Origin of the sequence: Acinetobacter sp. CIP 53.82 (assembly GCF_000369465.1) — a bacterium.
Classification (GTDB): Bacteria; Pseudomonadota; Gammaproteobacteria; order Pseudomonadales; family Moraxellaceae; genus Acinetobacter; species Acinetobacter indicus.
Window position 1 is genome coordinate 30,105 of the sequence record NZ_KB850046.1, and the last position, 23,586, is coordinate 53,690.

The window sequence follows — 23,586 nt, forward strand, 5'->3', positions numbered from 1 at the left end:
CAATATTTTACTTGTGCAGGATTTTAACCGAAAACCCTCAGCGAATGAATGTATTAAAACCCGAAACTCTGATTATTAATAAAAAACGCGCCAGGAGGCGCGTTTAATACTGCTTAAAAGATCAAGCTACAGAATCTTTTAAACCTTTACCCGCTTTGAAGCTAGGTACTTTGCTTGCTTTAATCTCAAGTGTTTCACCAGTTTGTGGGTTACGGCCTGTACGAGCAGCACGTTCTTTCACATTGAAAGTACCGAAGCCCACTAAAGTCACTGTGTCGCCTGCTTTCAGCGCTTCAGTGATTGAAGCAATTGTAGCGTCTAAAGCCTTACCAGCGTCAGTCTTAGACAATCCCCCTTTCTCTGCAATTGCATCAATTAATTCTGATTTATTCATGAAGATTACGTCCTCTTAATATCGTTTATTTAAGGTCCAAAGATTTCGTTTAAGTTACCGTAATGCCTTTATAGCAATGCTTTGAGGGTAAAAGCAATACTCTCCAGACGCATTTATACAAAATAAGTTGCAAAAATCTGCCAAAAAATGCCAAAGCTGTCGAGATTTTCACTTTTTCAGGAGTTGTTCTTTTAATTGCTTATTTTCTTCAATTAAAGCATCGACTTTGCTGTGCAGTTGCAGCACCAGCTGCTCTAAATGCTGGATATCTTTCACGGTTACCAGCCCTATACGGTTCAAGGAATGATGAACACTATGGTCAATCATCCGTTCGACCTTATCTTTGGTATCGACCACCGATTCTTTGGCCTTTTCAGAAACTTTTTCTACGGTCTGATCGGCAATTTCGGTGGTTTTGGATTCCAGTTCTTCCCCCACCTTGACCAGTGAGTCAAATAATTTATTGCCTTCTTCTTCAGCACGGGAAAATGCGCCTAAGCCGGCCAGCCAGATCTGTTTGGTATATTTGCGAAAATCCAGCGCCGATTTACGCCCAGAACGTACTCTTGCTTTGTTTTTAGACGCTTTTTCATTTTCGTTTTGTGGTTCTGGCGATTCTACTGCTGCTTCATCCATTCGCATTTCTCCTGCTTATTTTGTATACCATTCAATATCATAAACCAACAAAATGCTCTTATAATAGCAAATTAAGCACTTGAACGTTTTGTTAAACTGTTCTACAAAGCAAGAATATTATGTATTACTTCCTGGTAATGCACCGCTTGGATATGCATGACTCGATCTGGTTAGGGACTAAATTGTATGAATGAATCGCAACAAAGACAAAATGAATCACATTTGTTGCTGACGATGGTGATGATTGTTCTGGAAACAATCTTTAGCTTTATCTTGAAATATGATCGTGTCGTTGCACTTCAGGCCAAAAAATTTGTAGACCAGAAAATTGCAGTCAAAATTAACAGCTATATCCCCTATTTCGACTTCTATGTGCAGTTTAGCGAACACGGCATCCTGTTTGATCTAAAAGCACCTGAAAAAGCCGTCGAATTAGATGTCCGTACCACATTGCTGGATTTGATTAAGATTTTTGTCTTGGGGAATCGCCGCAGTATTCGAGCCATGCGCATTGAAGGCGACCCGACTTTAAAAGATGAATTCCGTGATCTGCTGACCTTATTTAGTATTCCTAAGGTGCTGTCAGACTGGCGTCAATGGCTGGCCGATCCTGAACACGAGCAGGAACTGGAAACCTCTAAACGCCGAATTGCCCCGCTGCTAGAGAAAATTGACCTGCAACGCTCGACCATTAATACCCTGCAAGTAGAAGTTAAACAGTATAAAAACCGCATTCGTCGCATGCAACGCAACCAAAAGCGAATTAATCTGGCTTTTAGTCTAATTACTCTGCTATTAATTGCGTTATTAGTGTATAATTTATGGATCGTTTAAATCCTTAATTTCCCTGCGATTGAATCGAATATCCGAATAATAAAAAAACTTGACTATTTTAGTCAGGATTCATAGAATCTACACATCTAGTCCAACCATGTGTATCGAATCATGCGCTTAACCACTCGCGGTCGCTACGCAGTGACTGCTCTACTTGATCTAGCTTTGCAGCCAACTGAACAAACGATCACTCTTGCAGAAATTGCAGCTCGACAATCTATTTCTGTCGCTTACCTTGAGCAGTTATTTGCGAAATTAAAGCGTCACGGCCTGGTTTCCAGTATTCGTGGAGCCAATGGTGGTTATCACCTGGCGCGCAGTGCCGATACAATCACCGTATTAGAAATCATTGAAGCTGTAAATGAAACGGTTGATGCCACCCGTTGTGACCATAAAGGCAACTGCCAGAATGGTGCAATGTGCTTAACCCATGATTTATGGCAAGAACTCTCCCACCATATTGCCGATTATCTTGCAAAAATCACCCTTGCTGACCTTGTAGCTCGTGACAACGTTCAAGCCGTTGCAATTCGCCAAAATTCAGCATCTTTTGATTCAGCCCTTTTATCGGTTACAGGTATTTGACATGAAACGTCCGATCTATCTTGACTATGCAGCAACAACTCCTGTAGACCCTCAAGTTGCAGAACGTATGATGGAATGCTTAACTTTCGAAGGCACCTTCGGTAATGCAGCATCTCGTTCACATGCCTATGGCTGGCAAGCAGAAGAAAAAGTGGAATATGCACGTGAACAAGTTGCGAACTTGATCAAAGCTGACCCACGTGAAATTGTCTGGACTTCAGGCGCAACTGAATCTGACAACCTTGCCCTAAAAGGTGTGGCTCAATTCTATGCATCTAAAGGCAAGCACATCATTACCTCTAAAATTGAACACAAAGCAATTTTAGATACCTGCCGCGAGCTTGAGTCTGAAGGCTTCGAAATTACCTATCTTGAGCCACAACCACAAACCGGTTTAATTACCCCGGAAATGGTTCAAGACGCAATTCGTCCAGATACTATTCTTGTTTCCCTGATGATGGTGAACAACGAAATTGGTACCGTGACTGACGTTGCTGCAATTGGTGAAATTACCCGTGCCAACAAAATCTTCTTCCACGTTGATGCTGCACAGGCTGCGGGTAAAGTCGAGATTGATCTTTCAACCTTAAAAGTTGATTTAATGAGCTTCTCTGCACACAAAATCTATGGCCCTAAAGGCATTGGTGCCTTATTTGTACGCCGTAGCCCGCGTGTGCGTCTGAAAGCGCAAATGCACGGTGGCGGTCATGAGCGCGGTATGCGTTCTGGTACGCTGGCGACCCATCAAATCGTAGGTATGGGCGAAGCATTTGAGCTGGCAGGTAAAAACCTGGAAGCTGAACAAACCCGTTTACGCGTGTTACGTGACAAACTCTGGAATGGCCTGCAAGATCTTGAACAGGTATTCCTGAACGGTCACCCGACTCAAAACGTAGCCAACTATTTAAACGTCAGCTTCAACTTTGTTGAAGGTGAATCGTTAATGATGGCACTTAAAGATGCAGCAGTATCTTCAGGTTCTGCATGTACGTCTGCAACGCTTGAGCCATCTTATGTACTGCGTGCGCTAGGTCTGTCTGACGAGCTTGCGCACAGTTCAATTCGCTTCAGCTTTGGTAAATACACCACTGAAGAAGATATTGATCATGTGTTATCAATTACCAAAGCTGCTGTTGAGAAATTACGTGAACTTTCTCCGCTTTGGGATATGTATAAGGAAGGTATCGACCTTTCTACAGTTGAGTGGGCGGAACACTAATTCGACTCTGAGATGAGGCTTTATTCAGCTTCATCTCATTGATAAAACGAATATTGACCCCATATTAATATTAACGCTGACCCCGAGGTTTGGAGAAGCAAAATGGCATATAGCGAAAAAGTAATTGATCATTACGAAAACCCACGCAACGTTGGTGTTTTAGACAAAAATGCAGACAACGTAGGTACAGGCATGGTCGGTGCACCAGCATGTGGCGACGTAATGCGTTTACAGATTCAAGTGAATAATGACGGTGTAATTGAAGAAGCACGCTTTAAAACCTATGGCTGTGGTTCGGCAATTGCATCAAGCTCACTAGTAACTGAGTGGTTAAAAGGTAAAACTTTGGACGAAGCTCAAGCCATCAAAAACATTGATATTGCAAACGAACTGGCTTTACCACCAGTTAAAGTACACTGCTCTGTACTTGCAGAAGACGCGATTAAAGCGGCTGTTGAAGACTATCGTACCAAACAGCAAAAAGCTTAATTGTTTCTCGTTTTAAAGACAGATTAACGGAGTTTTCATGATCCATTTAACTGAAAATGCTGCAACTCATATCAGCAATTACTTAAAGAATCGCGGTAAGGGTGAAGGTATTCGCGTTGGCGTGAAAACTTCCGGCTGTTCAGGTCTGGCCTATGTGCTTGAGTTTGTTGATGACGTCAATGCATACGATCAGGTATTTGAACAGCACGGTGTAAAAGTATTCGTTGACCCGAAAAGTTTAGTCTATCTTGAAGGTTTAGAGATGGACTATGTCAAAAACGGCTTGAATGAAGGCTTCGAATTCAATAACCCGAATAAAAAAGGTGAATGTGGTTGTGGTGAATCCTTCACGGTTTAACTCCCGACCTTCCCTTCTTTTGCAGATTAAAACAGTGTCTTGCACACTGTTTTAATCGCATTTATGCAGTCCTTTTTTGCAATCAATCGCGGATTATCTCTCCCATGAATCATTTTGAGCTGTTTAACCTGCCTGTAGCACTCGATATTGATTTGGCTACTTTAAAAGCAGAATTTTTAAAGTTACAGCAACAATATCACCCCGATAAAGCCGAAGATAAAGACCAGGCCCTGATTCAGTCCAGCGAAATCAACCAGGCGTATAAAGTTTTATCTCAAGTTGACAGCCGCGCAGGTTATTTACTGAGCTTAAAAAAACAGGACTATCATCTGGATCAGTCAATCAGTGATTTTGAGTTTTTACAGTCTGCCCTCGAAATTCGTGAGCAGTTGGATGATGCCCACTCTGCCGATGAACTGGCTTCCCTAAAAACCGAAGTCCAGCAATGGATTGATGGTCTGGTTCGCGAATTTAAAATTGATTATGCAGATGAAGACTGGGGCGAAGCACGCGATACAGTACGTAAATTGCGTTTCTTCCAGAAAGTCATGACCGATATTGACAAGGCTGAAGATCGTTTCCTCGACGACGACAGCTTTGACCTAGATGACGATTTTTAATTTTATTTTTTCAAATTAACGTGCAAAGGATGTAACACAATGGCGCTCTTGCAAATTGCAGAACCAGGACAATCAAGCGCACCGCATGAACATCGCATTGCGATTGGAATTGATTTAGGCACCACACATTCACTGGTGGCCACTGTTCTTTCGGCGCAAGCCAAAGTCCTTCATGATGAACAAGGTCGTGTGTTACTTCCCTCAATTGTTCATTATGCCGAAAATGCCACGCAATATGGCAACGATGCCAAACCGTTTATCACCAGCGATCCGAAAAATACCATTGTTTCAGTAAAACGTTTTATGGGTCGCTCCAAGGCAGACATCAAATTTCAGCATCCTTACGATTTAGTGGGTGAAGCCAATGAAATGCCGGCTTTTGAAACTGCGCAGGGTCGTAAAACACCAGTAGAAATCTCGGCTGAAATTTTAAAACAGCTGAAAGACCGTGCTGAAGACAGCCTGAAAAATCCGGTCAATGGCGCAGTAATTACCGTTCCGGCTTATTTTGATGAAGCCCAGCGTCAAGCCACACGTGATGCAGCTCAACTGGCCGGTCTGAATGTGCTGCGTTTACTCAATGAACCGACTGCTGCTGCAGTAGCCTATGGTCTGGATCAGGACAGCAATTTAAGTACCGATCGCAACTATGTGATTTATGACTTAGGCGGCGGTACCTTTGACGTATCGATTTTACGTTTCTCGCAAGGTGTATTTGAAGTACTGGCGACCGGTGGTCATACTGCATTAGGCGGTGACGATCTGGATCGTTTAATTGTCAAATGGGCGAAAAAACAGCTGAATATTGACACATTAAATGATACTGAATATGCCCACTTTGTGGTCGCAGCGCGTCAGGCCAAAGAAGCGCTGTCGGATGCGGAATCGGTAGAACTACAACTGTTAGATCAAACATTGACACTGGATCGTGCGACTTTTGAAAGCATTATTCAGGTGGCGTTAGACAAGACCATTAGCGTCTGCAAACGCGTACTGCGCGATGCCAAACTGGAACTGACCGATATTCAAAACGTGGTACTGGTTGGCGGCTCTACCCGCTCCTATGCGGTGCAAAAAGCTGTCCGTGAGGTATTTAACCAGGAACCGCTGTGTACTATTAACCCGGATGAAGTGGTTGCGATTGGCGCCTCTATTACAGCCAATCAGCTGATTGGTAATACCAAAGATGGTTCATTGCTTTTAGATGTTACCCCACTGTCTTTAGGTCTGGAAACCATGGGCGGTCTGGTCGAACGTTTAATTTCACGTAATACTGCAATTCCAGTTGCGCGTCGTCAGGAATTCACCACTTATCAGGATGGACAAACCGCCATGCTGATTCATGTGGTGCAAGGTGAACGTGATCTGGTTGAGCATTGCCGTAGTTTAGGCCGTTTTGTCCTGCATGGTATCCCACCAATGACTGCCGGTCAGGCGCGTATTGAAGTGACCTTTCAGGTCGATGCCGATGGCCTGCTTAGTGTTTCTGCCAAAGAAACGACTTCTGGCGTTTCCGCGCATATCGACATTAAACCGTCTTATGGTTTATCGAGCGAAGATACCGAACGTTTACTGCTTGACGGTTTCAAATACGCAGAAGAAGACAAACACCTGCGTCATTTACAGGAAACCAAGGTCGAAGCACAGCGTGAACTGGAAGCTCTGGAGCAGGCACTAAAAGTTGATGCACAGCTATTGAGCGCAGAGCAACTGGACGCATTGAATAGTGCGAAAACCCATTTGTACAGCCAGCTTGAAACAACCGATATTCAGGCTATTGAACAGGCTGTTGAACAGCTTAAAATACACAGTGATGCTTTTGCTGCGCTTCGCATGAACCAGCATATTGATGCTGCTCTTAAAGGCACCAAGCTCGACGACTGGTCAAACTCAAACTAATTTAAGGTAAAGACTATGCCACGTATTAAAGTACTTCCACATGCGCAATTCTGCCCAGAAGGTGCTGAGTTTGAAGTTGAACAAAATGCCAACCTGTGCGAAAGCCTGTTAAAAAACGGCATTAAAATTGAACATGCCTGCGATATGTCATGTGCCTGCACCACCTGTCACGTGGTGGTACGCCGCGGTTTTGACAGCCTGGAAGAAATGAATGATGTCGAAGCTGATCTGTTAGATCGTGCTTGGGGTCTAGAACCTGACTCACGTTTATCATGTCAGGTACAGGTGGTTGATGAAGATCTGGAAGTTGAAATTCCAAAATACACCATTAACCATGCTTCTGAAAATCACTAAGACTTAAAACAGAAAAACCACGCTCCGGCGTGGTTTTTTTGACTTGATAGAACACTCAACAATCTTCGATCAAGCAGATCATCTATCTTTATAATTTAATGAAATTCCCGATCTGGTCGATTAACCTCGACTTCTTCAATCACTTCATCTTCCAGTTTTAATTTCACAATACCCTGCGAGTTGGTCAGTTTTTGCTGGGTCTGAATCCGTTTAATCATTTTTTCCAGCACACCAATCAGTTCCGGATATTCAAAGTTTTGCACTTCATCCAGATTCAGCAACAGATGAAAACCTTTGTATTCATAGTCAAACCAGCGCTGATAATCGGATTTTCTGGCCGCATATTTTTCCATGACCTGCCAGGTTTTCACCGGACCCTGAATACCTTTTAGGAAAATTGGCGCTTTCGGCGCACACAGATAATCATTTTTCACCAGTTGATAGGTATCATCTGACAGCAGGATTTCATCAACTTCGGCTGCGCTTTGCAAACGCGCTGCCAGATTGGCATCGCGGCCGACAATGGTATAGGCCATCCGATGCGCCGCACCATAGTTACCCACGTGGCAATAACCGGTACTGATGCCCATGCGGATATGTAACGGCGGATAGCCCATTTTAATCCAGCGTTCACGCAGCAGTTTCATTTGCTGGCGCATAGCAATGGCCATTTCAACGCAGGTCTTGGCATCATTTTCTACACCCTGACTGCTTGGATCACCAAAGAAAATCAGGATGGCATCCCCCATAAACTTATCGACGGTGGCTTCATACTGCTTGGCAATTTCAGTCATATGACTCAAATAATCATTCAGCAGGTAGGCTAAATCGTCTGGAATCAGGGTTTCAGACAGCTCGGTAAAGCCCTGAATATCGGAAAAGAAGATGGTGAGTTTTTTACGTTTATATTCAATTTTGGCTTCTGACTCGCCTTTCATGATCGAGTGCCAGAGCTGAAGCGGCGCATAACGGCTCAACTGGTTGGCAAACTCCATATAGCGGTTCATTTGCTGATAATAATGTTCACGCTTATGGTTAGAGGCACGAATCCGGCGGGTCTGATAAACACTGCCCATCCCGAAATACACGATCATGCACAGGAAGGCCAGAATGGTCAGCTCATTGGTGGTGTATTCAAAATATTCACCAAAGCCAAATACGAAAATATTGCACAGATAGAATACCGACGCTGCAAATAAAGCCGCCAGCGACACCAAAAAGAACGACACTTTGACGTTAATGGCGGTATACAGCAAGGCAAAAATAGCCGCAAAGGTCAGGACCAGATTTAAATGCACGGCCGACAGACAGATGGCCACAATCATAATATCTATAATAAATAAGATATTTCTTTTAATCTGATAGTTATATTTAGATTGTAGCCAGCGCGACAGTTTCGGGGTAATAAACAGCAAAAATGCCAATAAAACCGGAATATAAATTTGGTACTGGGTGTCTGGATAGGTGTAATGATAGACAATCAGGATCAGCGATAAGCTCGCATAGCCCATGACCCGATGCAGGTAATCAAATTGCGTAGGATCTCGATCCATCCAATAACCTAGTGACACCGTACTCTACTCTCCTTAGCGGATCTGGTCACACCATACATCCCTGCATGATGCAAACACGAATATCAGTCCATTCGCCAGTCAAATGGCATATCGCCCTGACCGCGCAATGCCAACATTAGCGTTTGGCGCATATGGTTCAGCACTTCATTGTTATACGGTACTGCTGGTGTTCCCCAGACCGGTTTTGGCCATGCCACATCATTTTGATAACGCACCACATGATGGAAATGCAATTGTGGCACCATGTTGCCCAGTGCAGCGACATTCATTTTATCGGCACGGAATACACGTGACAGTTGGCTAGATAACCAGCTCGATTCACGCAGGAACTGTTCCTGGTCGGCCTGGCTTAATTCATAGAGTTCGGTAATGCCCGGCACACGTGGAATAAGAATGAGCCAAGGAAATTGCATATCATTCATTAAACGACATGTTGACAGGGGAAAGTCGCCTACAAAAAAAGTATCTTGAGCAAGTTGTGGATGCAAACTAAACATATCTTTATAAATGACGCAAATTAGAATGATGGCTAATACTACCACATCCCAAAGGACGTGAATATTCTATAACGGCCGTTTCACCACAAATAACACACTATTTGCAGCCAGCCAGAGCAATCCCCTATCTTCAATAAATTTCCTTAAATAATCAAGACTTCTTTGCGCAGTCAGCGATTAAATAAACAGCAGGAATTGCATCAGGACTGAGCGCTAACTCAGGCTGGCAGCTCACGCAGCAGTTGCTCCAGCAAATCGGAAATAAACTGAATCCGTTTTTGATGTTCATCCAACAGCACCATGACTTTTAAACGCTGTCCGCCATCCATCCGGAAATAGGTCGGATGTTTTTGCATCATCTGGATAATACTAATGGCCTGCACCGGGGTATCTGGTGAAAACTCGATATTGCCGCCATTAGCACCCACATCAATTTTGGTAATACCGAGCTGCTCGGCTTTCAGACGCAGCTGATGCACGGCAAATAGCTGTTTTACCGGTTGTGGTGGAATACCAAAACGGTCAATCAGTTCCATACGGATGTTGTCGAGTTTTTCCTGTGTATCGGTATTGCTGATACGTTTATAGAATAATAAACGCTGATGCACATCGCCCAGATACTCATCCGGAATCAAGGCTGGCATGTGCAGGTTGATTTCCGCTGTTAACGACAACGGCGCATCGAAATTTGGGGTTTTGCCTTTTTGAATGGCTTTAGTGGCTTTTTCCAGCATTTCCATATACAGGCTATAACCAATGGCCTGCATCGAACCGCTTTGCTGTTCCCCGAGAAGTTCACCGGCACCACGAATTTCCAGATCTTCGGTGGCCAGCATAAAACCGGCACCCAAGGTCGATGCACGCTGAATCGCATCCAGACGTTTTTCAGCATCACCTTTTAAGCCTTTAATCGACGGCACCAGCAAATAGGCATAAGCCTGATGGTGCGAACGTCCGACCCGGCCGCGTAGCTGGTGTAATTGCGCCAGGCCGAGCTTGTCGGCGCGTTCAATTAAAATGGTATTGGCATTCGGGACATCAATCCCGGTTTCAATAATGGTGGAACAGACCAGCACATTATATTCTTTATGATAGAACTGCTGCATCACCTGCTCCAGTTCACGCTCACGCATCTGGCCATGTGCGACTGCTACCCGTGCTTCCGGCACCAGCTGGCGAATATTTTCTGCTGCACGTTCAATGGTATCGACTTCATTATGCAGGAAATACACCTGACCGCCACGCAGCAATTCACGCAAAATCGCTTCTTTGACTGAATCACCAGTCTGTTCCTGCACAAAGGTTTTTACGGCTAAACGACGCGCTGGTGGTGTGGCAATGATGGATAAATCGCGCATGCCACTAAAGGCCATATTCAGGGTACGTGGAATAGGGGTTGCCGTTAAGGTCAGCATATCGACATCGGCGCGCAAGGCTTTAATCCGCTCTTTATCGCGCACACCGAAACGGTGTTCTTCATCGACAATCATCAGGCCCAGCTGTTTGAACTGGACATTTTCCTGCAAAATTTTATGGGTACCAATCACAATATCGACTTTGCCTTCGGCCAAATCTTCAATGATTTTAGTATGGGTTTTGGATGAACCAAAACGCGACAGGACTTCAATACGCACCGGCCAGTCGGCAAAACGGTCTTTAAAGGATTCATAATGCTGCTGTGCCAGCAAGGTGGTCGGTACCAAGACCGCTACCTGTTTATTATTTTGCACGGCGACAAAGGCGGCACGCATGGCCACTTCGGTTTTACCAAAGCCAACATCCCCACAGACCAGACGGTCCATCGGTTTTGCCTGCTGCATATCATATAAGGTCGCTTCAATGGCATTGGCTTGATCCAGCGTTTCTTCATAGGCAAACCCGGACGCAAACTGCATATACAGTTTTTCATCCAGCTCAAAGGCATAGCCCGGCTTGGACTGACGGCGTGCCTGTATATGTAGCAACTCAGCTGCAACATCATGAATCTGCTCCAAAGCTTTACGCTTGGCCTTGTTCCAGGCATCAGTGCCAAGTTTATGTAGCGGCGCCAAATCCGGATCGCCACCACTATAGCGGCTAATTAAATGCAAATTGGTCACTGGCACATAGACTTTGGCGCCATCGGCATAATCGAGCTGCAAGAATTCATGATCCTGCTGATCAATTTCCAGCGTCACCAGTCCGGCATAACGCCCCACACCGTGATCAATATGTACCACCGGTGCACCAATACTCAGCTCGGTCAGACTGCGAATTAAAAACTCTTCCGAGACTTCCTGCTGACGTTTACGCCGACGCTGAACCACACGATGTTCATAGAGCTGGTTTTCCGAAATGACCGAAAGCTGGCCCTGAATTACCAGACCACGATCTAAAGGAGCGTTGGTAATGGCAACGGCGTATAAAGATTTCTGGAATTCAGCAAAGTTCTCAACCGTTGGGATTTCTCCCAGAGTGGAACGCAGAGCATCTTTCAAAGTTTCACGGCGACCAGCACTTTCTGCGACCAGCAACACCGGATGATTGGCCGCGTTAATATATTCTTTGACCAGACTGAACGGTTTTTCCCGTTTCGGATCGACCGGCAATTTAGGCGGTGCTTCAGTGGCCAGATTTACCACACCGGCTTTTTCAGCAAAATGATCTGCCGAGGCGATGATGCGGCCAAACTGGTTCAGCTGTCCCAGCACCTGCTGCGATGATAAAAACAGTTGCTCTGGCGGTAAAATAGGCTGGTCAATATTATGCCGGCGATCTTCATAACGGCGGTTTACTTCCTGCCAGAAGCTATTTAAACCTTCTTCCAGTCCCTTATCTGTAATGACAATACCATTCTCGGGTAAGTACGCCATTAAGGTACTTTCGGCAGCCATTGCCTGAGCGCTAAAGAACAATGGGAAATAGAACTCTATCCCTGGCGAGGCAATGCCATCGAGCACATCCTGATACACCGGGCTTTTCTTTGGATTTGCACTTGGGAATAATTCTGCATAACGATCGCGGAACAGCGAACGGCCTTCTTTTAAAGGAAACTCTTTGGCGGGTAGTACTGAAAATTGCTGAATGGTTTGGGTAGTCCGCTGGGTTTCCGGATCAAAAAACTTCAGGCTTTCAATTTCATCATCAAACAGGTCAATCCGGATTGGTGCTTCTTGCCCTGAAGCAAAAATATCCATAATACTGCCGCGCACCGCAAATTCACCATGGTCATAGACTGTATCGACCAGATGATAACCAGCCTGAATCAGGCGTTTCTTTTGCTGTTCCAGTTCAAACTTCTGGCCAACCTGAATATCAAAATGCTCACCTAAGACCCAAGAGGTTGGCGCCACACGCTGCGCCAGGGTTGCAGCCGACACCAGCAGTACGCCCTGCTGTGGCATATTCGATAAAATCGCCAGACGCTCAGAGACAATATCCTGATGCGGCGATAAACGGTCATAAGGTAAAATTTCCCAATCCGGGAAAATGGTCGGTTGAATACCATAAAACTCAAATTCGCTTTCCAACTGCCCCAAATGCTGGCTGTTACGCGCCACCACAATCAATAACTGTTTATGCAGGGTGCTCAGCTGCTTGATCAGCAAGGCCGCGGATGAGCCCTGCAAATTGCCCACCCAGCGTTTTTCGCCCGTTTTTAATTGTTTCAGATTGAGTTGGGAGCTTTCGTGTTGGAACATGTATATAGCTTTTAGGTCTAATCAACATGCGGCTTATACTAACACGAGCATTTCCATCCATTACGTTAATTTTTCTTAATCTTTATCTGAAAAAATGAGACTGCATCTGGCTGAAAAATGGATTGAAGCTTACTTTTTCTCACGCAAAAACTGACGATAATAATCATTCAGGCGTTTCACGATACTTTTAAACTGCAACAGGTTTTCTTCTGTGTTGCCCAAACGCGTCACAAAGCTTTGCGTGGCAATTTCCAGATCAATTTTTTCATTGATCAGCATGGCGGTAAAATACAGTTCTTTCAGGTCATCAAAACGGTTCATACGCCGATTAGACAAATACTCCAGCCGCTCCGATAAAGCATCATTCAGCACAATACCATCGACGATATAGCCGTGTTGCGGATCAAACTGAATCTGATGTTCAGCCAGAAATTCTGCTTCTGGAGAGGGCTTGCTTTTAAACAGTTGCGCCACTTTATTGAACATATGGTTATATCCTGAAATTCGCTGTGCCTAGTGTATCGGCTTTAGCATGGAGATCCAGCGTTTGAACGCGGATATCTTCATAAAAACAAAAAAGCATCCGAAGATGCTTTTAACTTGAGAGTTTTAACCATACTGGCGCTGCAAATAATGCACAATATCATCCGATTCAAACATATGAGCGCCGGTATTCGGATCGACCAGATAAGGCACCTGAATATTCTCTCCCATCAGTGCCAAGACTTTCTCACGTTTACCGCCCTTTAAAGGTACATATTTACCTGGCTTTAAACGTAATTTGGCCAGCCCCTGATCTTGCCAGCGCTCTTTGGCCACATTATGAAAAATAAAAGGCAATTCCAGCTCGGTTAAGGTACTGCGCACAATGCGCGTATACGGACTGGCTTCAAAGCCCCACAGCTCCAGCAGTTGCTCTGGCGCCGCACGGTTTTTAATCTTTTTCTTGACCCAGACCCCACGTGCGCCATTGAGCAACGTACCAGCAAAGGCCACAAATGGAATTTTTGGATAATGTGCATAGCGCCGCGGGGTTTTCCCGCTTTTGCCATAGTGTTTAAACAGATGATGAATAATCTGCTGCGATTCGTAGAGATGATCTCCGGTATTTTCATCTACCAGAAATGGAAATTGCAGTTTACCGCCCAATTCCTTGACCTGCGGACGGTATTTTTTACCACCTTTAGGACAGGGATAGACTTCATAATCCAGATTCAGCAAGGTCATGACTTCGCGTACACGTCGACAAAATGGTGAACCTTCAAACTCATACAACTTGAGCGGCTGCTCAGGTTGCTTGGGAAATGCTGTGCCATTGCTTCCGCGCCCGCCTTCGGTCAAAGCAGAAGCCAATGCCTGTACCACTTTAATTTGATGATGCAACATCATGACCTTCCTGTTCTTGTTATGTTCTAGAAGATGAATGCCGAATCGGGTTGATTACAGCTCCACCAATGCTTCTTTGGCCACCACAATACCATTATTATCGGCATAAATATAATCACCCGACTGAATATTCACACCACCAAAGCTGAGCGGAATATCGACCTCACCCACGCCTTTACGGTTACTTTTTTGTGGAATTGCTGCCAGCGCATGTACGCCTAAATCCAGTTCAGCAATGGCATCGACATCACGTACACAACCGTAAATAATCACACCATTCCAGTTGTTTTTTACTGCAGATTCGGCAATCAGGTCGCCCATAAGTGCACAGCGCATTGACGCACCACCATCCACCACCAGCACTTTGCCCCGGCCTTCAGTCGCCAGTAATTCTTTTACACGCGAATTATCTTCAAAGCATTTTACCGTCACCACCTGACCGCCAAAACTTTTACGCGCGCCATAGCTTTTGAAAAATTTGCCATCCATTGATGGGGTGACCACTTGCAGCTGTTTATCCGGGTTATCATCCAGCAAATCACAAGTAACGAAAGCGACTGTAGACACGTGTGTTTCCCTCATTTTGTATGTTGTATGCGTAAATTATCATAAATTTCAAACTTTTCAGTTTGAGTTAAGGCAGCCTCGACCATAGTATGAGCCACCTGCCCGGCTGTCACTGGCCGATGTTTAAAATTTTTAGGCAAAAAAGATGAACAGCGCTGAAACAGCTGCTGTGACAGATCTTCCAGAAAACGTGCATCCTGACGCTCGCCTAGCAATAAAGATGGGCGCAGCAGTGAAACTTTGCTTAAAGATAAGTTCTGAATGTACTGTTCCAGTTCACCTTTGACCCGATTATAAAAAAATGGCGATCTGGCATTGGCCCCCAAGGCACTGACCAGCAGATAATGGGCAGAGGTTTGCTGCAACAGCTCGGCAAAATGGGCATTGATAGTAAAGTCAGTCGCATAAAAGTTATCTTTTGAGCCGGCTTTTTTCAGGGTGGTACCCAAACAGCTAAAGCCATGACTATGCTCGCTGACATCCTGATCATTCAGCATCAGTAAATCTTCCAGCACCAATGGCTGTACTTTGGCCATCTGTTCAAAGGCTGTATCCGGGCGACGCACCACCGCCGTAACCTGCTGACAGGCAGGATGATCATTTAAGGCAGAAACCAGCGCCCGGCCGACCAAACCGGTCGATCCAATAACAATGGCTTTTTTTATGATTTGAGTCATTTTTTATCCAATATTCAGGCACTCACACTAATCTAACGTTTTCTTTCATTTTTTTCTGCATCTTAAATGTTGTCAAAGCTTGTCAAGACTTGACTTCGACGCATTGTTTAATCAAAATATGGCACTTGTTTACGGGCTGGTGAAATTCTGCTGATGTGGTTTTCAGTTGAATTGCGGCCCGCCCAGACCAATCTATTTCAAGGAGTGCACGAGTGGCAAACTCTGCTCAAGCTAAAAAACGTGCTCGTCAAAACGTTAAAGCACGTAAACATAACGCAAGCTTGCGTTCTATGGTTCGTACCTATCTTAAACGTACAGTAGCTGCTATCGCTGCTGGTGACTATGCTGTTGCTTCAGAAGCTTACAAAAAAGCTGTACCTGTAATCGACCGCATGGCTGATAAAGGCATCATCCATAAAAATAAAGCTGCTCGTCATAAGAGCCGCTTGAACGCGCAAGTTAAAGCATTAGCTTCTAACTAATCGCAAAGCAGAAAGAGCCCTGATTCAGGGCTTTTTTTGTATCTGTAGATTTTATTTTGGTCCGATCTTATCCTCAATACGTTTACGTCCCGATCGATTCCATCTCAATTCCACACTAAACCGTCTAAAAAACATCTAACCATCACACGACCTACCATCACTAGAAAATAAATCTGTCCCCCTATATTTTTGATTGCCACAACATCCCCCATAAAAAAACACCTCCTAAACTACTTAGAAGATGTTTATGTAATTCAGACTTAGAATGTTGAATATGAATTGTTATTTCAGCATCAGTCTTAAGTTTTCTGGGGTTAAATAAGCCAGTTGCAGACTATTATTAGCGCTTAACTGGGTCCATTGCTGGTTAGCCCCACCGGTACAGCCATAGCGGATTAAACGGGCACGATTGTCTTTTAAATAGCCATGTTCCAGATCAAAACATTGAGCACCCTGGCGGATGGTTCCGGTTTCTGTATGCATTGTCCACACCTGACTGTCCTGTGTGGTGCTACAGCTGGCCAGTGTTACCACATTGCTGTTATTGCTTAAACACAAATCTATCTCGGCTTTACTATGAATCCGGCCCAAACCATCATAAATCCATTGCTCGGTGTCATCTCCGGTACAGGCGCTTGCACCACTGATATAGACATTTTTCTGACCTGTCGCCAGAGTTTCCACTTTCAAACAGTTATTTCTGTTTTTAAGTAGCGTTGCTTCAGCCAGAAGATCTTCATTGGCCAGTCCCAACTGCGTCACGAAGCCTTCCAGCGCTGTTTGCGCTTCAGGTTTTGCATGCTCCAGATCGGCACGGTAGACATTCATCCAGCGATTCAAACGGTAGATGTTCTGTTGCTGCTGTTCATAACGCTGCAACTGCTGCTGAGCTAGTGCACTCAATTCATGACGATTTTCTGCATAAGAATCATATAGTAATTGTGCAGCTGGCTTTAAAGCGATCACCGCCTGATTGGCCTGTGCTTCCAATTGCTGCTGGAATTCCGGCAATTCCACTTTTCTAAGCGCCGTATAACCATCCTCACGTCCAATTTTTACAGCAGCTGAAATGGCAGTGCCGTATTGAGGAATCGTAAGTGTCGATAATAATTTCTCGGCTTCATTGGCTTTTTTGCAGTACAAATTAACCTGTTGCGGCTGATCTGTAATGGCCAGGTTCACATGCAGCTTATTGGCATTACCACGCATACGATGAGGTGCCAAAGCCACGTTCTGGCTGCGATTGGTATATTGAACATCTAACCAGCAAGCCGCCTGCTCTGCGCCACGCTGTGCAGCCGGCAAATCATAGACATTGCCCCAGTTGCTGCGTGCTGCCGGATACAACACCCCTTGCTGGGTTTCCGGATCATAGCCGCCAATAATGGTAATCACCGGCACCCCAAATAAACGCGGTTTTAAATAATAGCCATCGGCGCTGTTATACCAGACCTCGCTTGAATTCGGCACTTTCGGATAGACCACTTCCATCTGGCGGCTGTCCGGATTCCAGCGTTTATAGCCGGATGGCGAGCTTTCATCCCACACATGACGATTGGTAAAATGCGGCTGGATACGCAAAAAGGTACTATAACCGGTGTAATGGGTATAACGTGAAATACTGCTATTGGTGGCACCGCCTGACATGGCATCCCAACCATACGGATACAGTTTCAGGAAATTTGGCACCCCGTTTTTGCCATCGCCCAGATTGGAGGATTGCCAAGCCAAATTACCGCGCATTTTGTTGCGATAGCCTATATAGCCCCAGCCACTATCGGCATGATGTGCCGACCAGAAATAATTGGTGGTGGTATCATCTACTTTAAAAGAGCCCGGATAATGGCCTAAACCATAATGATGGCCAATTTCATGGCTAAATTCGTTACCCACCGAGTTATACAGGGTCAACATGCCGTTACCGCCACTCAAGCCATGGGTCTGTTCACCATTGCTATATTTACCCCGCGCATGGTGAGTTACCACAGTTTGAGTCAGTTGAGGCTGTTGCTGACTGAGCATCGAAGCACTGGTCACCCCCCAGTTGGCCAAGTTAATTCCCACACTAAAGGTCGATTTCGCCGTGTTTTCACGCATATCCCCCGAATAAACACCGCCTTCGTCTGCACTTTGACTGTCGTAGATGGTGCCGTTGGCCACCATCACCCGATCCAGCTGAATATCATCATATTTAGCCACCGTCATGTGCGCTGCCGGAATGGTCTGGAAATAGTCTGTGCCTGAATTTTCCGGTTCAAGCAGCATGGCATGTCCTGTTGAATGTGGCGGCGCAGTGAGCAGTCCAATCCGGATATTATTTAGTACCAGTTCACCAGGCGCAGCAAAATCAATCTGCTCTGCCAGTAAATCACCACTGCGGTTTTTGCTGTCAATGATCCGTAATTTTAAGCCCGGACGTACTTCATCCCAGTTTAAGCGCGCTGACCAGGCCCGTTTACTGTAGCGCACTTCTGCACGGCCATCACGATTGCTCTGGTCCGAGGCCGGAATTTGAGTCGGATCAGCCAGGTTGATACGGCGTAACAGCCGTTCATTCTGATACACCTCAACCTGCAGTGCATTAATCTGATCCATCTCCTGCATCGGTGTGATTAATAACAATGCCTCCCGTTCTGCGGTTAAACGTGGCATTTTTTTCTCTTCGTTACCATTCGGGTCAACCACATGGCCTTGGGCAAACTGCACCATCGCCTGCAAAGAACCTGTTAAATCATTACGCACTTCACGTGATTCAGACTGGGCATTAAAATCATAAAAACCCAAAACAGATGGACTTACCACATCTTGCGTTGGCTCAGGATAATGACTTCCATGCAGCGGAGCATCTGGTGCTGTCCCATTGTTCGGCTGTTGATTTTCTCCATCACTACCACCACCGCCACATGCCGTCAGCATAAACGACAATATACTTACACTTAACAAACTAAGCGGAAACTTGATCACACTTTTCACTATTTATTTTACCCCAATGTCAATTTATGACTAAAATAAAAAAATAAACACATATTTTTCAATTATTTAAGAAATTATATTAGAGTAATTTAAAATCTAAAGCAATGTGTTGTACTTTATTGGACAGAGAAAGAGACAGCTTATTTTTATTTTTTTTAAATGATGGACAAAAATGCAGCAGAAAAGAAAATTTTGATTTAGGCGGTTTTTAGACAAACAAGACTCTTGCACCCCAATAGAAATAGGCGTAACACATAGTCATTTTAGGTGGATTTTTTTTGAGTGTGAGCAAGATATATTAAAGCCAGCCATAGCTCACCTTCACAAACCATCCCCAGCGCAAATTTATATTAAACTTTTTGATGAAACTGCGAGATATCCAAGGTATGTACTTTGCCGCGCCAGATCCATTTCAACTGTGATTCCAGAAAATTTTCACCTTCAAACCAGACAAACAGCCCTTCCATCATTTGTGGCCAGTCTTCCTGTGACACCTCATTACGCCCTGAAATTACCGCAATAATCGCAGCCAGAATGGTGTCATGACTGACCGCCAGACTTAGGCCGCCCGGACTGTTAGGATGAGTGTTATAAATCAGTTCCAGCACATCCACCACGCCATGAATCGGATGTTTCATGCCCGGCAAGGCATTATTGACAAAGCTGTTAATAAAGCCCAACGCACCCTGCTGGCGAAAATACGGACCAGCCTGCTTGATGTCCAGCACAAAACTGCCTGGCTCGACCAGCAAGCCCTGCTCGACAATTTCAATATGATGGGTATTTGGCGCAATATGTACCGAATCTGCGCCTTCAATCATTAAAGCGGCAGTATCGACACAGCGCTGGATCGGACTAGAGATACAATGCTGAATGGCGCGTCCGCTATGGTCAATGAGATAAGCCCCCCATTTTTGCGCCAGTTCACGTCCCGGACCGGTTAACTGCAAATCATAGCCCGCCAGTCCCTGTCCAGCCACATTTTCACGAATGGAATGCCGGGTAAACAAGGTCACGGGAGTATGCACATCGGGCAACAAATCAATTGCCTTTAACATACTCGGTGGAAGCAGCTCTAACGCCATGGATCAAGCCAAATACAAAGGTGTTAAGCCCACTATAGCATGTTGGCAAATTAGCTCAATGTTCATTCGCCATAAGTGCTAGAGCACGCAAGGCAATCTCTTTCATTTCGGCATTTTTATAGGCAATAAAATTGCCATTTAACAGCGTATCACGATGGTTATATAAAAATGGCCGTCCCTGAAAATCAATCAGGCCACCGCCAATCCGTTCAATCAGGCATTGGCCAGCACTGGTGTCCCATTCACTGGTTGGGTGAAAACGCGGATATAAATCCACTTTATCTTCCAGCATCATGCAGAACTTATAAGCACTGCCAGCACGAAAAACCGTATAGTCCTGTTCAATCGTAGCGAGCGCCTGTAGATACTGCTCATAGACCGGTTTATTTTGGCTACTTTGACTTAAACCGACTTGAATCTGCGGACCACTGTCTACATATAGATAGGCGTACCATTGCTGTTGCTGGATATTAAACCGTAGCGGCAGGCCCTGTTTGGGGCAGATATACACCGTTTGCTCGCCCGGAATCGCCAGAATGGCAAAGGTGGTATGAATGCCTTCGACCAGACTCAGGTTAATGGTAAATTCCGGACGTTGATGTAAAAACTCTTTGGTGCCATCGAGTGGATCAAGCAGCCAGAACGTGTCCCACCGCGCCCGATCATAAACTGCGCCTTCTTCTGACAGTAGCGGCACATCTGGAAACTGCTGGGCCAGCTGTTCTGTAATGAAGGCATTCACCCGAAAATCGGCCTGGGTTACGGGCGATTCATCGCTTTTGTGTTCAATATCAAAATCGGCACCGGAACAATAACGCTGATATTCTTCTCGCAAGATTTCACATGCCTGTGTCACAATGGGCATCAGCTGCAAAATCAGTGGATCTTGTGGTGCTGTGGTTTTTTTAAACATAGATAGCCTTATATGTCGAATTATTCTGATCAACCCACCATCATCTTTGACATGGATGGTACGCTGCTTGACCTTGCCTATGATGATTTCATCTGGAATGAGCTGTTACCGGTGCGCTATGCCGAGCTGCATCAATGCAGTCTGGCGGAAAGCCGGGATACCCTGTTCCAGTTTTATCAGGAACACAACCATACCCTCAACTGGTATTCATCGCGCTTCTGGACCAGTAAAGTCGGGGTCGATGTACTGGCCATGCAGATTGAGCACAAACATAAGGTGGCTTTAAGACCGGGCTGTATCGAGCTGCTCGATTACCTAAAAGCCAATGGCTATCCAATCTGGCTGGCCACCAATGCCGACTGCGCCGGCCTGGCCTTTAAACTTGAGCAGACTGGTCTGGCCGACTATTTTGATGTCATGATCAGCAGTGAAAGCGTTGGACATGCCAAAGAATTTGTCGCGTTCTGGCAACACCTGGCACAGCAGCATCCTTTTGATCCTGCCCGCTGTTACTTTATTGATGATACCGAAAAAGTACTCAATGGTGCAGCAAAATTCGGTATTCAACAGCTGCTGACCATTCAGCAGCCTTCATCAGGCAAAGCAGCCCGTGCAGACAGCCGTTATCCGATGCTGCATGCGCTGACCGACCTGATTCCCCTATTGCAACACGCTGAGGAAAACAAAATATATGCCTAAATCTGCTCAACACGAAGCTGTAGAAAGCATGCGTATTGACAAGTGGCTCTGGGCGGCCCGCTTTTTTAAAACCCGTTCAATTGCCAAAGCAGCCATTGAAGGCGGCAAGGTGCATCATAATGGTGAGCGCGTCAAAGTTTCCAAGGAAATCCGGGTTGGCATGGAGCTGACCGTACAACAGGGCTTTGACCGCAAAACGGTCAAAGTGCTGTCTTTATCAGCAGTCCGCGGTCCGGCACCGGTGGCCCAGCAACTTTATGAAGAAACTGAGGTCAGTATTGCTCGTCGGGAATTGATTGCATCACAAAGAAAGTTGCATAATCTAGCACGGCCTGATCATCGTCCAAGTAAAAAAGACCGACGACAAATCAGTAAATTTAAACAAGAAAATGATCAGTCCTATGACCAGTCCTGGTCATATCATGATGATTAATTTTGGGCGTCAGAATGTGTCGCAAGGCCACTGATTTTCATAGAAGAGAAACATAAATTCTGTCACTATACTCGGGTGGAAAGAGTTTGAAGTACATACATCCACTTGAGTATATTGTTTGGTGACATCGTATTGAGGTTGTAAGATGGATGAGAATAAAAGCAAGGCGCTAAATGCTGCCCTAAGCCAGATTGAAAAACAGTTTGGTAAAAACACAGTAATGCGTCTTGGTGACAATACCGTACAAGCTGTAGAAGCAGTATCTACCGGTTCATTAACGCTGGATATCGCGCTCGGTATTGGTGGTTTACCAAAAGGCCGTATTATTGAAATTTATGGCCCTGAATCTTCAGGTAAAACCACAATGACCCTGCAAGCCATTGCGGAATGTCAAAAAGCCGGCGGCACCTGTGCCTTTATTGATGCCGAACATGCTCTTGATCCTCAATATGCGCGCAAACTGGGTGTAGATATTGATAACCTGCTGGTCTCGCAACCGGACAACGGTGAACAGGCGCTGGAAATTGCCGACATGCTGGTACGTTCAGGCGCAATTGACCTGATCGTTGTCGACTCTGTTGCAGCCCTGACCCCTCGTGCCGAAATTGAAGGCGAAATGGGTGATTCACATATGGGCCTGCAGGCTCGTCTGATGAGCCAGGCGCTACGTAAAATTACCGGTAATGCCAAACGTTCTAACTGTATGGTGATCTTCATTAACCAGATCCGTATGAAGATTGGTGTGATGTTTGGTAGCCCGGAAACCACCACTGGTGGTAACGCACTGAAATTCTATGCCTCAGTACGTTTAGATATTCGCCGTGTTGGTCAGGTCAAAGAAGGTGATGAAATTGTCGGTTCTGAAACCAAAGTAAAAGTGGTGAAGAACAAGATGGCACCTCCGTTCCGTGAAGCGCTGTTCCAGATTCTGTACGGCAAAGGTGTGAACCATTTAGGTGAACTGGTCGACCTGGCTGTGCAGCAAGAGATTGTGCAAAAAGCTGGTGCTTGGTATTCATATCAAGGTGAAAAGATTGGCCAAGGTAAAAACAATACCATTCGCCATCTGGAAGAACATCCTGAACTGGCACAGACCATTGAAAAACTGATTCGTGAACAGCTATTAACCACAGGCAACGTGGTTGAAGAAAAAGACGAAGAGGAACCTGACTTTTCATTAGATCTGTAAGACTCAACTGTTGAGACTTTAGACATTACACAATACGCCCTAC

General features: G+C 45.3%; 24 protein-coding genes. 12 read left to right on the top strand and 12 right to left on the bottom strand.

The annotated features are described in order from the left end of the window. Nucleotides 1–121 precede the first annotated feature (121 nt). Together F905_RS05805 and F905_RS05810 are read right to left on the bottom strand one after the other, a co-directional pair. The gene (locus tag F905_RS05805) at nt 122–394 is read right to left on the bottom strand and encodes an HU family DNA-binding protein (protein WP_005178445.1); all 273 of its coding nucleotides are present in this window, start codon (nt 392–394) and stop codon (nt 122–124) included. 168 nt (nt 395–562) lie between these two features. Then, on the bottom strand, nt 563–1,030 hold the full coding sequence (locus F905_RS05810; protein WP_005178447.1) for a phasin family protein: 468 nt from the start codon (nt 1,028–1,030) through the stop codon (nt 563–565). 186 nt (nt 1,031–1,216) lie between these two features. Here F905_RS05810 and F905_RS05815 point away from each other — a divergent pair, with 186 nt between their 5' ends. The 8 genes from F905_RS05815 (at nt 1,217) to fdx (ending at nt 7,388) form a co-directional block, all read left to right on the top strand. Beyond that, nucleotides 1,217–1,864 carry a hypothetical protein gene (locus F905_RS05815; protein ID WP_005178449.1) on the top strand — a complete coding sequence of 216 codons (648 nt, stop codon included), beginning with the start codon at nt 1,217–1,219 and terminating at the stop codon, nt 1,862–1,864. Nucleotides 1,865–1,975: 111 nt separating this feature from the next. Beyond that, nucleotides 1,976–2,449, top strand: coding sequence for an Rrf2 family transcriptional regulator (locus F905_RS05820; protein ID WP_005178455.1), 474 nt, complete (start codon nt 1,976–1,978; stop codon nt 2,447–2,449). A 1-nt stretch (nt 2,450) separates the two neighbouring features. Next, nucleotides 2,451–3,668, top strand: coding sequence for an IscS subfamily cysteine desulfurase (locus F905_RS05825; RefSeq protein ID WP_005178458.1), 1,218 nt, complete (start codon nt 2,451–2,453; stop codon nt 3,666–3,668). Between the two features lie 102 nt (nt 3,669–3,770). Next, nucleotides 3,771–4,157, top strand: coding sequence for a Fe-S cluster assembly scaffold IscU (iscU, locus tag F905_RS05830; protein WP_005178460.1), 387 nt, complete (start codon nt 3,771–3,773; stop codon nt 4,155–4,157). Between the two features lie 37 nt (nt 4,158–4,194). Further along, nucleotides 4,195–4,515 carry an iron-sulfur cluster assembly protein IscA gene (gene iscA, locus F905_RS05835; RefSeq protein WP_005178462.1) on the top strand — a complete coding sequence of 107 codons (321 nt, stop codon included), beginning with the start codon at nt 4,195–4,197 and terminating at the stop codon, nt 4,513–4,515. 104 nt (nt 4,516–4,619) lie between these two features. Next, nucleotides 4,620–5,135, top strand: coding sequence for a Fe-S protein assembly co-chaperone HscB (hscB, locus tag F905_RS05840; protein WP_005178465.1), 516 nt, complete (start codon nt 4,620–4,622; stop codon nt 5,133–5,135). Nucleotides 5,136–5,174: 39 nt separating this feature from the next. Continuing rightward, on the top strand, nt 5,175–7,034 hold the full coding sequence (gene hscA / locus F905_RS05845) for a Fe-S protein assembly chaperone HscA (RefSeq protein ID WP_005178467.1): 1,860 nt from the start codon (nt 5,175–5,177) through the stop codon (nt 7,032–7,034). Between the two features lie 15 nt (nt 7,035–7,049). After that, entirely contained in the window at nt 7,050–7,388 is a 339-nt protein-coding gene (gene fdx, locus F905_RS05850) for an ISC system 2Fe-2S type ferredoxin (RefSeq protein WP_005178469.1), read from the top strand. A gap of 95 nt (nt 7,389–7,483) precedes the next feature. Here fdx and F905_RS05855 read toward each other — a convergent pair whose 3' ends face one another. The 7 genes from F905_RS05855 to F905_RS05885 form a co-directional block, all read right to left on the bottom strand. Then, nucleotides 7,484–8,941, bottom strand: coding sequence for an adenylate/guanylate cyclase domain-containing protein (locus F905_RS05855; RefSeq protein WP_171525163.1), 1,458 nt, complete (start codon nt 8,939–8,941; stop codon nt 7,484–7,486). 83 nt (nt 8,942–9,024) lie between these two features. After that, nucleotides 9,025–9,459, bottom strand: coding sequence for an HIT domain-containing protein (locus tag F905_RS05860; protein ID WP_005178471.1), 435 nt, complete (start codon nt 9,457–9,459; stop codon nt 9,025–9,027). A gap of 218 nt (nt 9,460–9,677) precedes the next feature. Beyond that, entirely contained in the window at nt 9,678–13,139 is a 3,462-nt protein-coding gene (mfd, locus tag F905_RS05865; protein WP_005178472.1) for a transcription-repair coupling factor, read from the bottom strand. A gap of 129 nt (nt 13,140–13,268) precedes the next feature. After that, on the bottom strand, nt 13,269–13,625 hold the full coding sequence (locus tag F905_RS05870; RefSeq protein ID WP_005178476.1) for a hypothetical protein: 357 nt from the start codon (nt 13,623–13,625) through the stop codon (nt 13,269–13,271). Between the two features lie 123 nt (nt 13,626–13,748). After that, nucleotides 13,749–14,525 (bottom strand): glutathione S-transferase N-terminal domain-containing protein, encoded by a 777-nt coding sequence (locus F905_RS05875; RefSeq protein ID WP_034597779.1) that lies wholly within the window; start codon nt 14,523–14,525, stop codon nt 13,749–13,751. 54 nt (nt 14,526–14,579) lie between these two features. Further along, entirely contained in the window at nt 14,580–15,092 is a 513-nt protein-coding gene (rraA, locus tag F905_RS05880) for a ribonuclease E activity regulator RraA (RefSeq protein ID WP_005178481.1), read from the bottom strand. Nucleotides 15,093–15,103: 11 nt separating this feature from the next. Next, a complete protein-coding gene (locus F905_RS05885; protein WP_005178483.1) occupies nt 15,104–15,769 on the bottom strand; it encodes an NAD(P)H-binding protein in 666 nt (221 codons plus the stop codon). 212 nt (nt 15,770–15,981) lie between these two features. On the opposite strand from F905_RS05885, the gene rpsT reads away from it, so the two are divergent. After that, nucleotides 15,982–16,251, top strand: a complete 270-nt coding sequence (rpsT, locus tag F905_RS05890) for a 30S ribosomal protein S20 (RefSeq protein ID WP_005178484.1) — start codon at nt 15,982–15,984, stop codon at nt 16,249–16,251. A 282-nt stretch (nt 16,252–16,533) separates the two neighbouring features. Here the strand turns inward: rpsT and F905_RS05895 are convergent, their stop codons facing one another. The 3 genes from F905_RS05895 to F905_RS05905 form a co-directional block, all read right to left on the bottom strand. Continuing rightward, complete coding sequence (locus F905_RS05895; RefSeq protein ID WP_373366857.1) at nt 16,534–19,212, bottom strand: M66 family metalloprotease; 2,679 nt, start codon at nt 19,210–19,212, stop codon at nt 16,534–16,536. Between the two features lie 362 nt (nt 19,213–19,574). After that, entirely contained in the window at nt 19,575–20,309 is a 735-nt protein-coding gene (locus F905_RS05900; RefSeq protein ID WP_005178488.1) for a histidine phosphatase family protein, read from the bottom strand. A 55-nt stretch (nt 20,310–20,364) separates the two neighbouring features. Continuing rightward, a complete protein-coding gene (locus F905_RS05905; protein WP_005178490.1) occupies nt 20,365–21,222 on the bottom strand; it encodes a 3'(2'),5'-bisphosphate nucleotidase CysQ family protein in 858 nt (285 codons plus the stop codon). Between the two features lie 12 nt (nt 21,223–21,234). Between F905_RS05905 and F905_RS05910 the strand changes: the two genes are divergently transcribed. The 3 genes from F905_RS05910 (at nt 21,235) to recA (ending at nt 23,543) form a co-directional block, all read left to right on the top strand. Further along, on the top strand, nt 21,235–21,921 hold the full coding sequence (locus F905_RS05910) for an HAD-IA family hydrolase (RefSeq protein WP_005178491.1): 687 nt from the start codon (nt 21,235–21,237) through the stop codon (nt 21,919–21,921). After that, a complete protein-coding gene (locus tag F905_RS05915) occupies nt 21,914–22,354 on the top strand; it encodes an RNA-binding S4 domain-containing protein (RefSeq protein ID WP_005178493.1) in 441 nt (146 codons plus the stop codon). Before F905_RS05910 ends, F905_RS05915 begins: the two co-directional genes overlap by 8 nt. A gap of 145 nt (nt 22,355–22,499) precedes the next feature. Beyond that, nucleotides 22,500–23,543, top strand: coding sequence for a recombinase RecA (recA, locus tag F905_RS05920; protein WP_005178495.1), 1,044 nt, complete (start codon nt 22,500–22,502; stop codon nt 23,541–23,543). The last annotated feature ends 43 nt before the right edge of the window (nt 23,544–23,586 follow it).

Excerpts from the sequence above, each read along its gene's own strand:
- fdx (WP_005178469.1), top strand. The coding sequence starts at position 7,050 with ATGCCACGTATTAAAGTACTTCCACATGCGCAATTCTGCCCAGAAGGT.
- hscA (WP_005178467.1), top strand. The coding sequence starts at position 5,175 with ATGGCGCTCTTGCAAATTGCAGAACCAGGACAATCAAGCGCACCGCAT.
- hscB (WP_005178465.1), top strand. The coding sequence starts at position 4,620 with ATGAATCATTTTGAGCTGTTTAACCTGCCTGTAGCACTCGATATTGAT.
- iscU (WP_005178460.1), top strand. The coding sequence starts at position 3,771 with ATGGCATATAGCGAAAAAGTAATTGATCATTACGAAAACCCACGCAAC.
- F905_RS05815 (WP_005178449.1), top strand. The coding sequence starts at position 1,217 with ATGAATGAATCGCAACAAAGACAAAATGAATCACATTTGTTGCTGACG.
- F905_RS05855 (WP_171525163.1), bottom strand. The coding sequence starts at position 8,941 with ATGGATCGAGATCCTACGCAATTTGATTACCTGCATCGGGTCATGGGC.
- F905_RS05860 (WP_005178471.1), bottom strand. The coding sequence starts at position 9,459 with ATGTTTAGTTTGCATCCACAACTTGCTCAAGATACTTTTTTTGTAGGC.
- recA (WP_005178495.1), top strand. The coding sequence starts at position 22,500 with ATGGATGAGAATAAAAGCAAGGCGCTAAATGCTGCCCTAAGCCAGATT.
- F905_RS05910 (WP_005178491.1), top strand. The coding sequence starts at position 21,235 with ATGTCGAATTATTCTGATCAACCCACCATCATCTTTGACATGGATGGT.
- F905_RS05805 (WP_005178445.1), bottom strand. The coding sequence starts at position 394 with ATGAATAAATCAGAATTAATTGATGCAATTGCAGAGAAAGGGGGATTG.
- F905_RS05870 (WP_005178476.1), bottom strand. The coding sequence starts at position 13,625 with ATGTTCAATAAAGTGGCGCAACTGTTTAAAAGCAAGCCCTCTCCAGAA.
- F905_RS05885 (WP_005178483.1), bottom strand. The coding sequence starts at position 15,769 with ATGACTCAAATCATAAAAAAAGCCATTGTTATTGGATCGACCGGTTTG.
- F905_RS05875 (WP_034597779.1), bottom strand. The coding sequence starts at position 14,525 with ATGTTGCATCATCAAATTAAAGTGGTACAGGCATTGGCTTCTGCTTTG.
- F905_RS05825 (WP_005178458.1), top strand. The coding sequence starts at position 2,451 with ATGAAACGTCCGATCTATCTTGACTATGCAGCAACAACTCCTGTAGAC.
- F905_RS05900 (WP_005178488.1), bottom strand. The coding sequence starts at position 20,309 with ATGGCGTTAGAGCTGCTTCCACCGAGTATGTTAAAGGCAATTGATTTG.
- F905_RS05820 (WP_005178455.1), top strand. The coding sequence starts at position 1,976 with ATGCGCTTAACCACTCGCGGTCGCTACGCAGTGACTGCTCTACTTGAT.
- F905_RS05905 (WP_005178490.1), bottom strand. The coding sequence starts at position 21,222 with ATGTTTAAAAAAACCACAGCACCACAAGATCCACTGATTTTGCAGCTG.
- F905_RS05915 (WP_005178493.1), top strand. The coding sequence starts at position 21,914 with ATGCCTAAATCTGCTCAACACGAAGCTGTAGAAAGCATGCGTATTGAC.
- iscA (WP_005178462.1), top strand. The coding sequence starts at position 4,195 with ATGATCCATTTAACTGAAAATGCTGCAACTCATATCAGCAATTACTTA.
- F905_RS05810 (WP_005178447.1), bottom strand. The coding sequence starts at position 1,030 with ATGGATGAAGCAGCAGTAGAATCGCCAGAACCACAAAACGAAAATGAA.
- mfd (WP_005178472.1), bottom strand. The coding sequence starts at position 13,139 with ATGTTCCAACACGAAAGCTCCCAACTCAATCTGAAACAATTAAAAACG.